The sequence below is a fragment of the Anaerotardibacter muris genome (assembly GCF_943192915.1).
GTDB classification, from domain to species: Bacteria; Actinomycetota; Coriobacteriia; order Coriobacteriales; family Eggerthellaceae; genus Anaerotardibacter; species Anaerotardibacter muris.
In genome coordinates this window covers 158,073-169,996 of the sequence record NZ_CALPCD010000005.1, presented here as the reverse complement: position 1 = coordinate 169,996, position 11,924 = coordinate 158,073, and the positions used below count along the sequence as shown (strand labels likewise).

The 11,924-nt window shown below is 53.7% G+C and carries 10 protein-coding genes; all 10 read right to left on the bottom strand.

What is annotated here, in order from left to right:
- Positions 1 to 1,283, bottom strand: a 1,283-nt coding sequence (locus tag NFR25_RS05845; protein ID WP_251198307.1) for a hypothetical protein, incomplete at its 3' end; no start/stop codon positions are given.
- A 314-nt stretch (positions 1,284 to 1,597) separates the two neighbouring features.
- The gene (locus NFR25_RS05840) at positions 1,598 to 2,311 is read right to left on the bottom strand and encodes a LytR/AlgR family response regulator transcription factor (RefSeq protein ID WP_022362641.1); all 714 of its coding nucleotides are present in this window, start codon (positions 2,309 to 2,311) and stop codon (positions 1,598 to 1,600) included.
- A gap of 271 nt (positions 2,312 to 2,582) precedes the next feature.
- On the bottom strand, positions 2,583 to 3,878 hold the full coding sequence (locus NFR25_RS05835) for a histidine kinase (protein ID WP_251198306.1): 1,296 nt from the start codon (positions 3,876 to 3,878) through the stop codon (positions 2,583 to 2,585).
- A 33-nt stretch (positions 3,879 to 3,911) separates the two neighbouring features.
- Entirely contained in the window at positions 3,912 to 4,829 is a 918-nt protein-coding gene (locus NFR25_RS05830; RefSeq protein WP_251198305.1) for a sulfite exporter TauE/SafE family protein, read from the bottom strand.
- Positions 4,830 to 4,837: 8 nt separating this feature from the next.
- Positions 4,838 to 6,112 (bottom strand): hypothetical protein, encoded by a 1,275-nt coding sequence (locus NFR25_RS05825; RefSeq protein ID WP_251198304.1) that lies wholly within the window; start codon positions 6,110 to 6,112, stop codon positions 4,838 to 4,840.
- Positions 6,113 to 6,198: 86 nt separating this feature from the next.
- Complete coding sequence (rsgA, locus tag NFR25_RS05820) at positions 6,199 to 7,173, bottom strand: ribosome small subunit-dependent GTPase A (protein ID WP_251198303.1); 975 nt, start codon at positions 7,171 to 7,173, stop codon at positions 6,199 to 6,201.
- Between the two features lie 5 nt (positions 7,174 to 7,178).
- Complete coding sequence (locus NFR25_RS05815) at positions 7,179 to 7,817, bottom strand: hydrolase (RefSeq protein WP_251198302.1); 639 nt, start codon at positions 7,815 to 7,817, stop codon at positions 7,179 to 7,181.
- A 9-nt stretch (positions 7,818 to 7,826) separates the two neighbouring features.
- Positions 7,827 to 9,347: a TrkH family potassium uptake protein gene (locus NFR25_RS05810; protein ID WP_251198301.1), complete on the bottom strand. Its 1,521-nt coding sequence runs from the start codon at positions 9,345 to 9,347 to the stop codon at positions 7,827 to 7,829.
- Between the two features lie 15 nt (positions 9,348 to 9,362).
- The gene (locus tag NFR25_RS05805) at positions 9,363 to 9,506 is read right to left on the bottom strand and encodes a hypothetical protein (protein WP_251198300.1); all 144 of its coding nucleotides are present in this window, start codon (positions 9,504 to 9,506) and stop codon (positions 9,363 to 9,365) included.
- Positions 9,507 to 9,524: 18 nt separating this feature from the next.
- Positions 9,525 to 10,787 carry an AfsR/SARP family transcriptional regulator gene (locus NFR25_RS05800; RefSeq protein ID WP_251198299.1) on the bottom strand — a complete coding sequence of 421 codons (1,263 nt, stop codon included), beginning with the start codon at positions 10,785 to 10,787 and terminating at the stop codon, positions 9,525 to 9,527.
- Between the last annotated feature and the right edge of the window lie 1,137 nt (positions 10,788 to 11,924).

Here is an 11,924-nt window from a genome sequence, read left to right as displayed (position 1 = left end):
GCTTCCTGCTCGGTGCCATCGACCACGTGCTTGACGGTGTAAGAGACCGTCTTGGTCTGGGAGTCATCCTTGACGTAGTTGAGGACGACCTCGGTGCCAGCGACTACCTGGGTAGCGTCCTGAGCCGCACCTTCGATGCCAGCAAACTTATAACCGGTGTAGGTGTTCTCGGCAAGGGAGCCTGCGACCACATCGAGGACGGGGTTCTCTTCGTTGATCCAAACCTCAGCTTCGTAGGTCTGGGTATCAGCTTCCTGCTCGGTGCCATCGACCACGTGCTTGACGGTGTAAGAGACCGTCTTGGTCTGGGAGTCATCCTTGACGTACTTTGCCACAAACGTGGTGTTGACATATTTGGTAGCGTTGCCAACTGTGCCGTTGCTCACATTCTCTTTAGCAAGATCGGCAGTTAGGTTCAGGTCCTCGGTAATAAGAGTATTGCCACGGTACCAACCTAAGAAGGCATATCCTTCAGGAGCAGCGGGAGCAATAGAACCAGTAACACCTTCGGTGCCAGTGTTGACGATTCCTTCATTCTGGGTGTTTGTAAGATCAAGAGAGTCAATACCCTCGATCTTGTAATCAACGTTGTACTTATTGTTGATATAAAGATAACCGTCGAGATGCCAAGCCAACTCAGTACTACTTGCTTCACTATAGTCAGTAGCACCATATGCGGTATGCAGACCAAAGGTTGACTTGTCCCAATCGATAGCATCAATAAGGGACTTGCCAGGATTCTTTTCATAGAAAACGATCTTGCTCAGATAGTTCTTGAAATCGAAGCCTGCTGCTGCGCTATCGCCATGGGAGGCATTGGGCAGCTCGCTTGAAGGCACATCGAAATAGCCAACGGTATACCATCCGTGTCCATTCTGAGTCCAGCCGTCTTTGTCTCCATCAACTTTGACGTAAACATAGACACGACTGGTTGAAGAGTCTTTGCTCGCAAAGAGCGCAATTCCATCAGATTCAGCGACCTCGTTAACGTCCTCATTCATAACATCGTTCTGAACCTCTGGCTGAACAATTTCATCCTGCGCTTCAGTTTCGACTACGGGATCTTCTGATGAAATAACTTCATCTTCAAGAACCGAGTCTTCGGAATCGATCGCTTCATCGACCAATTCAACATCGGTGACGTTCTCAGCATCTTCCGCAAATGCGTCTACTCCATAGAAGAAGTTAGACAGCGAGAAGATGAGCGTGAAAGAAAGAACGATCGAGATGATCTTTCCTCCAAGCGTCTTCTGAGATTCGAGAGCCCATTCGAGTACTCGCATTTTCTCAAGCCTTTCTTTCCTGACAACAAACAACCCAGCATTTATTAGCTAGTTCGCGCACACGCGTCTTTATTACGTGGCGCTTACACGATTTTGACCGATTATCTCGATTTTTATTTAAATTGCTATGTTATTGATTGGACAATGACAGGATAAAATTCTAAAAACGCCCTGTAAACGGTACTGAATGGTGCGCAAACTTCATCCTTCGCCGCGCAAAAATTTCCCCTGGTAAACGCTGTTATACGCGCGCAACACAAAAAATAGCGCCCCATTGTGGGACGCCATCCTACTAATATATATGTTGGTTACTCTTAAAGACCCAATGCTTTCTTCAAAGAAGAAACGCGACGGCGAGAAACGGGGATCTTCTCCTCCACGCCATCAAGGGTGAGCAACAACGTGCCACCAGACTGGGGCTCCACTTCCTTCACCAAAGAAAGGTTCACCAAATAACCGCGATGCACGCGGAAGAAGCCATGTCCGTCCAAGGTCTTTTCCAGCTGAGCCAGGCTGACCGTAGAGAAGTAACGATCCGTGTCGGTCTGGAGATAGGCATAATCGTCACGTGCCATGACAAAGCGGATCTGATCGATGTTGATAAGGATCTTCTTGCCACCCTTTTCAACAGGAATGCGCTCAGCCTTCTGAGCACGTGCATGGAGCACGACGTGTTCGCGAACACGAGCAAGAGCATGAGCCAAACGTTCGGTTTCAACCGGCTTCACCAGATAGTCGACCGCATTCACCTTGAATGCATCGAGTGCGAATTCGCTGTATGCCGTTACGAACACAACAGCAGGTGGGAACTTCAGATGCTGAAGTGCTTCGGCCAGCTGCAAACCAGTTGCTTCGGGCATGTTGATATCCAAGAACATCACGTCACACGGATATTCCTTCAGCTTTTCGATCGCTTCACGGACGCTTGCTGCTTCGGAAACAACTTCGGCTTGGTTCAGTTCGCCGAGCAAAAAACGTAATTCGGAGCGTGCTGGCGCTTCGTCGTCTACAATAATCGCCTTGAGCAACACTGCCTCCTTCGTTAGAGCTTATAAATCGAACCTATTATAGACTATCTTGTTGATTTCTGCAGCGTTTGTGACTGCAAACCTCATTCAAAACAGAAGCGTACTTTGCCTGATGACCCCGTGCGATGGGTGTGTGCAATGCATTCTAGAAGGCTGACTTGTGGACAGGTTGGGGGTGTGTTCTTCATTGCCCACATGATGTTGTGGATGCTGCGGATGTTGTGGACAAAAGGACCACGCACTCGATTCGTTCGCCCTACCGATCTATCTTCTAAAGCTGATTCGAAGCGCAATCTTTCAAATACAGTGTGACGCGTGTGCCCTTACCAAGTTCGCTGCGATACTCCATATAAGACTCTTCGCCAAAGTAACCACGAATACGATCGTTCACATTCTTGACCGCAATACCAAGGCCAGTTTGGGAACTGGGATTCATGATGTTCTTCAGTGCCTCTTCGGTCATGCCCGTTCCGTTATCGGACACATAAAGATAGACATCAGCTGTTTTGATCTCGCCACTGATGGAAATGAGCAGTTGGCCTTCAGCAGGGAACGCATGCTTGATCGAATTCTCAACAAGAGGCTGGATCATGAACGCGGGAACGAGCAAAGCTTGGATCTCATCGCTCATCTCGACCTGAACGCTCAAGCGATCTTCACCGAAGCGTGCCTGTTCAAGAGAAAGATAGCGCACGGTCTGCTCCACTTCGCGCGCCAGAGGGATAAGGTCCGAAGCGTTTTCGAGCGCCTGTCGATAGAACACTGCGAATTCGCGAAGCAGCACGCGAGCCTTTTCGGGGTCGGTGCGGATGAACGAAGCCATGGTGTTGATGGTATTGAACAGGAAGTGAGGATTGATCTGGCTTTGGAGCGCTTTCAGTTCCATGCTGGTTGCCAGCTTCTTCTGCTCTTCAAGCTCCATTGCGGCGATCTGCGTAGAGATGAGCTGGGCAAAGCCTTCGGCAATAGAGACTTGAGTCTCGGTGATGCGAGAGGCGTTCGGATAGTAGAACTTCAGCGTACCGATAACGGTCTTGCCGATCTTCAGCGGAACGATGATGGCCGCCATGATGCCGCGGATCTTATTGGGCAGACCCACTTCTTCAGGGGTATTCAGTACGCGTGTTTTGCCATCTTCCAGGGTCTTCTTCGTGGCTACCGTACGAATATCGCTTTCGAGCGAACCCAGATCTTCTTCGCCAGCGCCGCGATAACCCAGTACCACTTCGGTGTCGGTGATGGCCACGGCCGATGCCGATGAAGAACGATAGAGCAGCTCGCAAGCGTATTGTGCGCTGGTGGTGTTGAATCCGCCCTGCATGCCTTCGAGCATATCGCTTGCCATGCTGAGCACCGAAAGCGATTGACGCGCGCGGATCTTGTCGGGGTCGATCATGAGCGCGATGGTGATGAGCAGGAACAAGGTGAAGAAGATACCTGCCACGCCGATGAAGAGCGGGTTCTTTTCGCCGAACATCGCCCAGCCCAGCACGCATCCCGCGATGAGCGAAAGTCCCAAAGAGAGGATCTCGAAGAAGACATAAAGGTTGTGACGTGGGAAATTCATAAGGCCGCTCCCCGCATATGCCCAGCGTATCGGCTAAAAACCGAATACGCCAATTTCGTTACCAATAAGAATAATAGCCGCAAAGAGCAGGAAGAAGCCGAACAAAAAGCGCATTTTTCGCTCCGGAATGTAGCGGATGAGCGACGCGCCGATGATCGCACCAGGGATCGAACCGATGGCCATGGCAACACCCGCGATGTAGTCCACGTTGCCGTGGAGCGATTGCGTGATAACACCAGGGATGGCCAACAGCACGACCGCGATAAGGCTGGTGCCTGAAGCTTGTTTCATGGTGATACCCAAAAGCGAGATGAACAGGGGCACCATAAGAAAACCGCCGCCCACGCCAACATAGCCTGAGGCGAAACCAGCCACCAGGCCAATTGCAGAGCCCTTGGCCAGCTGCTTCGCTCCGAAGCGTTTTCGCTCTTCAGCCAGGAGGCGCTTGCGTTCGGCTGCCAGGGCTTCCTGTTCCTTTTGCTTCTTCAGCAGGTCGATCTCGCGATCGGCTTCGTCTTCGAAAGCGGCACGAAAACGCTGCAGCGTAGCGTGCGTAGAAAGTTCCGAATGTGAATTCTTGGGCATGCTGATAGCTTTTTTGAACATGGTGAACGCGGAATACGCGATGATGATGGCCGCGCAGGCCATGATGGCAATATCGGGGGAATTCGTTGCGGCCAATACACCAAGTGGAGACGTGATGGCGCCCGCGATACCGGCGGCCAGGCCCAATTTCACGATGCACGTGCCGTTCTTGATGTGCGTAACGCAGCCTGCGATAGAGGTGGGAACGATGGTGAATAGCGAAGTTGCCGTTGAAGCAATGGCGCTCATGCCGAACCCTAGGCGGAATACGGGGATCATCAGCGTACCGCCGCCGATGCCCAGCAAGCCCGAAAAGAGCCCGACGATCAGGCCAATTACTATGGCGATCACAAATTGCTCGAGCACGGGTTGGCCTATTCTTCGTCAGGCAGATTCAAATGGATTTCGCCCGTGGTGCCTGCATCGAGGCCAAGCTGAGGCGTGGAAACTTCGATCTCGTCGCCCGCTTCGCGCGCGATAGCTGCTTGGATGAGCGCCTGGCGAAGCACTGCGTCATTTTCGGTCTGGGCCATGATCTGCACCCAAACGCGCTGGAAATCGAAGTATTTATTGCAATTTTCCTGGGCATAGAGCACCGCCTGCGTAGTAGCGAGCGCTGCTGCCTTACGATATGCCGCCTTATCAGGGCGCACCAACGATCGCAAAAGGGCGGTTCGCTTGATGCGTTTCTCCAGGCCGCGCTTGAGGAACGGACCTGGATAGGGCTCGAGCGAAGAGGGTTTGATCTGCAGCAAGTCGATCTGCGACTGGCTGAACTCGATCTTGTAATATTCGTATACCCAACGGAAGATGTCCTTGCGGAAACGATGACCTTCGTGGCGCTCTTGCGGGGGCAGATGCAGCAAGTACCACTGGTTGTCGAACCACACGTCAGACCCGTACATGCGCAGGTCGATCAGGTAATCCAGGTCTTCGCCGCGCGGGATCCATGGATCGAAGCACACGCGCATATACGCTTGTTTGTGCAGCGCAAGGCATCCGCCGCAAACATGGTTCGATCGAGAAAGGCGCGGGCCAGCCATGGCTTTTTGGATCCAGTTGTTAAATGCGGCGCCCTGCTGCCAAAAGCGGTTGTACCACTTGTTCTGGCTCATGGACAGATACGTGCCCTTAGCGTTCAGGTAATAGCCCGATTTCGCCAAGATGGGGATTTCGCGCTTGGTAAGCTTGCCCAGGCCATACATGGCTTTCGCCAAAAAATCAGGGTCTTCGACCACTTCATCGTCATCTAAGAAGACAACGGCGTCAAAACCCAGGATGTTCGAAACCACCAAACCAAGATTGCGCACAGCCGAATAACCCGAGACACCGATCTTTTCCGAAGTGTCGCCAAAACCGAGCTGTTCAAGACGCTGCTGGATGATGCTCGCTTCACTCTCGCTGATGACAAGCGTATGCATTTGCGGGAATTGGTCGACGATGGCTTTCACCTTTTCGACCGCTTCATTGTGGGAAACCGTGATGATGACCTGGCCCAAACCGCGAACATGCTGAAGCGACTCGAGACAACGGCCAAGGGTGCCGGGAGAATCGATCGGGGTTGGGTGGTCGTAGATGCTGTCTGCTAGTGGTTTGTCGCCATCGGCCACAGCCTGATGGAACGTAGGGATGATTACAGCTGGGTTCATACACTCTCCTGGAAAGTAGCCGCTCGAAAGCGGCTCTTCTATTGTAGCGCATATACGGTTATGGGCGGTTTGGGGGCAGGGCTCTTTTACTTTGCGCGATGGCGCGGGTGACCACGACGAGTTCGTATTCGCTCTGCCTCTACGCGTTTCGCCTGGACATCAGCGCATTCTTCCTTCAAGCGCAGATAAGATTCCAGCCGCTCAGGAGCAAGCGTTCCTGCTTCGACCGCTGCGCGAACCGCGCATCCTGTTTCTTGTTGATGAGAGCAATCGCGGAACTTACAAGACTCCGCCAAGGCCTCTATCTCGCTGAAAGCAGCGCGAATCCCCTGTTCAGCATCCCAAAGGCCAAGACCGCGTACGCCAGGCATGTCGATGATATATCCCCCGCTAGGCAATGGGATAATTTCACGTGAAACAGTAGTGTGTCGTCCTCTTCCATCAGATTCGCGAACGGGCGTGGTTTCCTGGATCTCCTCTCCCACCAGCACGTTCACCAAGCTCGACTTGCCCACGCCACTACGGCCGATCAATACTGCAGTCTTATCGCCTTCGGCGATGAGCTGCGCTACGCGTTCGAGAGAAGTTGGGTCTTCTTGGCTTACCACGAAAACCTGATCGTTTCCCACCAGCGCTTTCACCTGCTTGCAGGTCTCTTCGAACTGAGTGCGCTCTGAAACCAGGTCGGCCTTTGTGAGCACGACCGCCACCTGAGCTCCCGTTTCATGTGCCAAGACCAATTCACGTTCAAGACGCTTGAAATTCACTTCTTCAATAGGTTGCGCGATCAAGACCAGATCGAAGTTCGATGCGAGCGTTTGCGGAACAGCACGCTCAGTTGGGTCCTTGCGCACGAATTGCGTAGTGCGTGGCAAGATCGCTTCGATGATCCCTTTTTCATGGCCATCAGGCAGTTCGATCTGAACGCGGTCCCCGATGACCGCGCGATCAGTCTTCTTCTTCACCAAACTGGTAGCGTGTTCGCAGCGAATGAGCGCGCCACTGGCTAGGCGCACCAGCGGGTATCCGCGATCGAGCTTGACCACCACACCTTGCTGCATCGCGCCTACTTGCTCCGCTCGCGCATATAGCGATAAACGAACAACAACAGAAGTCCCAGGCCAACAGCCAGGATCGCAGCCCATATAACACCCGGATGGCCTTCATGATCGCGCTCAGTCGCGTTCGCCACCACGGTCACTTCTTGAGCATGCAGGTCAGAAAGCCCCTGATGTTCGGGGCAGCTCAGATAATAGATGCCACGAACTTGCAGTTCAGTACCAGTAACATCGTAATTGCCATAGCCATCGATGAGCGCTGCTTGTTCGCGCGACATCAGCACCGTGATAACGGACGAATCGTCTTCGTCGAGACTCTGCAAAGTGATCCAACAAAGATTGCCATCGGTCTCATCGGCAATACAGTCGCCTACCACTTCGCCTCTGACCTGCACCATTTGAGTGTCGTGGAACGATTCCGCATCGAAGAGCTCTGCAATATCGGTGTTGTAGAGAAACGAGCTGTCGGGCATCTGGTTCACATTCACCGTATTGCCCCTGGTCTCGACAGATCGCATGTCACTGGCAGATTCGTCGGTCTCTTCGTCAGCCCAGGCTATGGGCGTGAAGACGGTACAACAACTGAGCAGCGCCGCTACCAGCAGCATGAATCCAAGCTGAACGATATGTACGCGTTTTACCTTCACGATCAGCACCTATCGATCGTAGTTCGCCTTGCGTGCAGGGATGATCGACACCACGATCTTCACGATCAGCGCAATGAGCGTGATGAATTCGAGACGGCCTGCCCACATCTCGATGATGTAGATAGTTTCGAGCGAAGCGGGCATGCCCTGGGTGATGATCCCGAAAGAAAGACCGCCATTCGAAGCCATGGCCACACTTTCGGCGATCGCGGCGGTGGCGTCATAGCCATGCGCGATGCCAGCCAATGCGCCGATCACATAGGTAACGACGAACAGGGTCGAGACTGTCATCGCGGCGCGTGCCACATCGTTGTTCAACACCTGTTTTCCCAGATGGTGATAGACGATGGACACTTTTGCGGAATCGGGCGAGATCGCTTCCTTGATCGAAGAGATGATCGACTTCGCGGTAAGCCCGATGCGCGAGAGCTTGATACCACCAGCGGTACTTCCGCTCGAACCACCGATGGCCATTAAGATGGCCAAGATAAGGATCGCGCCTGATGAGAACACGGTGACCAGCTGATTGGTGGTGACCACCTGAAAGCCTGTTGTGCTCGCAGATGCCACCAGCATGAACACGCCGCGGCGCAGCATGGTCAGCAAGTCGGAGAACAGCGGCGTTGAAGAGAGCGTTGCCATGAACACGATGCCCATTACCACGAGCCAGACCACGCCCGTGCGGATCTCCATGTCCTTGAAGAAAAGGTTGGTCTTGCCGTGCCAAACGGCCACGAACAAGCCAAAGTTCACCATGCCAAGGATCATCAGCACCATACAGGCAACTTCAAGGAAATAGGAATGGTAGTACATGATGGATTGACTGGTGGGGGTGAAACCTGCGGTCATGAAGCCCGAGATGGAGATCCATAGACCGTGAAGGAATGCACGCACGGGTTCCATGCCAGCTGCCAAACAGAACAGCATGAGCAAGACCGTGGCGATGCCGATGACCGTGAGGGCGATGCTGCTGATCAGGCGAGCCGTGGTGATGACGTTTGGAACCACGTGTTCACTGCGGCCTTCCGAAGAATAGAGGCCCGAAGTGGAGCTTGAGAGCAGACCGAGCGAAAGCGCGATGACGATAAGACCCATACCGCCAAGGAAGTGCATCACGAAGCGCCACATGTTGTCGGCATACGAAAGATGTTCCAGGTCCATGACCAAACAAGCACCCGTGGTGGTAAGGCCCGAAACCCCATCGAAGAGCGCATCAAGGTAACTTGCATAATGCCCCGACATCGCAAGCGGGATGGAAGCGATGAATGCCAGCACCATCCACACGAAACCGGTCAGCGCCATAGCTTGTTGTTGGGTAAGGCGGCCGGGATCGATGCGTGCCATGCGCAAGAGCGAACCGATAGTAAGCGCGATACCCGCTCCCAGCAGATAGCGCGCAAAGGCCTCCCATTCCTGGAAGATGACCGCGGTTGCGAGCGGGATGAGCAGCGCAACCGAAAAGAGCGAGGTGAGCGTGCCCAGGTAATGGGCGATGATGCGAATGTCCTCGAACGTGAAACGCTTCCACATGGCTAGCGGCTTTCCTTAGAGCACCAGCGATGCAATGAGACGAATGATGACGGTGGTGAGATAGAGCAACATGATCAGGGCAAGGATGCTCGCAAGCACAGCACCAACGCTGCACAATTGTTCCCGAAGCTGATCTTTCAGATTGATCTGTTTTCTCATGCGTTCATTTTAGTACATTTACTGAAGCGCACCCATGCTTACCATGGAAACCTTGAAGGCAACGGCGGCATGCGGAAATACCTCGTGAAAACGGGCGACGATGCGTTCGAAGACCATCTGCGCGTTCTCGCGATTCGCACTGGGCAGTAGCACGAGGAATTGGTTCGAACCAACCTTGGTGAAAGGGTCGCTGGCGCGCAAGGTGCTGGAGAGGATCTGCGCGACGCGCTTGGCGTTGATCACGCGGCGTTCGTTCTTCAGCATCTGATTGTCGATGGTGATGGCGATGATGTGCGAATCCACGCCGCTGCGCGTCATTTCGCGCAAGTGGAGCAACGCTATTTCGCGAAACACCGCGTTGCTGCAAGCGAAAGCACCCTCTTCTTCGGTTGATTCGAAGAGGAAACTACGGATGGATTCTTCGGTCATGCTCTGACCGTAGAGCTCCTGCAAAGCGATCTCTCGTTGAGTTTCGAGTTCGGCACTTGGACGAATGTCGTATGTTTCTGCGAGGTATGCTTCGACAGTTTGATAGTGCTCGAGTGCGGCGGTGGCATCGCCGTCCATGATCAAGGCGCGCATCAGCAACACGTGGAATTCCTCGGCCGCGGGATCGAGCGAGGTCACATGAAGGCACAGCTCTCGGGCTTCGCCTAGACGACCCGCTTCGAGCAGCGCGCTGACGGTGATCTTGCACAGGTGCTTATAGATCGCGCGATAGTAGACCGCCAAGTTCGCGCACCAGGAAACATCCGCCGCCGCGCTCAGGAAATCGCCGCGATACAAACGGCAGGTCTCAAGAGCGAACTCAAGGGATTCTGGATCTTCGGGTGAGATCTCCTTTTCGACACGCGCAGCGTCTCGCTCGAGCATCTCGGCGTCGAGAGTGGTGGAAGTGTCGGGCGCCCAGTAGTAGAGCCCGTCGGTGTATTTGATCAAGTTACGCGCATCGGTGAAATTCGCTTCGTCGAAGATCGCACGCGCACGGCTCACGTTGTTCTGGAGGGTCGAAGCAGGATTGCTGCTCGTTACTTCGGGCCAAAGAAGGTCGATCAGTTCTTGGGGCGAAACACCGCGATCGCGATTCACCACAAGATAGGCGATAAGGAGCCAGAGGCGATGAGCGCGGCCGGTAAGACTTGCCGATATCTCGGCGAGCTTCTCGGTCTCAGAATCAGCGGTGGTTCGATCGATCTCTTGGAAGATCGTGAACGTGCCGAGCATGTTGACATGGATCGTCGCGCTCGACTCTTCAGTTGTTGCGTTCGTTTGATTCGCCATGTTCTTCCTTGGTTGATGTTTGAGCGGGCCGCACTGTGGATGGCGACGACTGCTCGACTCTTTCCATTGTAAAAGTTGCGTCCGCCAGTTTGCTCCGAAACTTTGCCAGTCGCCCTCTCCGATTGGGGACGGGAAGCCCCAAACGCTGTGGACGATCCGGGGACGGGTCCCAAAGTGTCCCGGACAGGCCAGAGACAAAATAGGGGCGTAGCCCTTTTTGTCCACACCCCGGCTCTGGCACCGATGAGGATTTGGGAGTGTTACATCGACCGGGCGGTGTGTCTCACGCGATGTTTTGGAGTGGGGGGCGTGAGACGTTTTGATCGAATCGGGTTGGGATAGTGTGGGCATGGCTACGATGTTGGCTGGATCGAGTGAGTTGATTGGGGAATGCCTCGCTGTCGGACTTTTGGAGGGCGTTCCACGACCGAGCACGAGCCTTGATTTTGACTCGGCCAAGCCGACTGAAGTCACACACGTCTGCTAGACCCTTCGAGTCGCGATCGAAATTCGGCTGACCCTTCAACGACTTGAGGTCGGGATCGAATTTGATGAAGCTAGCATGTCTCCAAGGGGTGTCAGTTATCGGTGATAGCACCCTGAAGCTGAAAACTTGGAAGCGATCCGAGGGTGGCTTCCGCGCCAGTTTCCAATTACAAAGCGCGGCGATTGAGTCCCGGCATCTGACCAAAGTTTTAAAGAATTTTCCACACCCCTTCTGAAGGGTTTTCCACCATTGAATTCAGAGGATGCTAGCAACGAGAAAAGACCCTGCTAGCACCTGGTTAGCAAGGTCTTTTCAGCGGCTTCAGGGTGTGTTCGCTTTCGAAAATCCGACAGCTTCAGGCTTGCGCTCTGAGAGTTTCGGGTGGCCTTCGCGGGTCAAAACGAAGACAGAACAGGGGCGTGAATCGGTCCGAAATCCTGCGTGCTTTCCCGTAGTACATGCGTGTTTGGTGCGTGTCACACCCTAATTGAGCGCTTGTGTTCCCCTCTAAGCCACGCATCCTTACGCACTCGACCCTAAACAACACTGTTTCACGCAAGTGAACACAACATGTTGCGCCAAAACCAAGCCTTGTAACACAACCTCTGGTGTCTCTTTCCGCTTCCAAACTCACACCCAAATTGGGGACG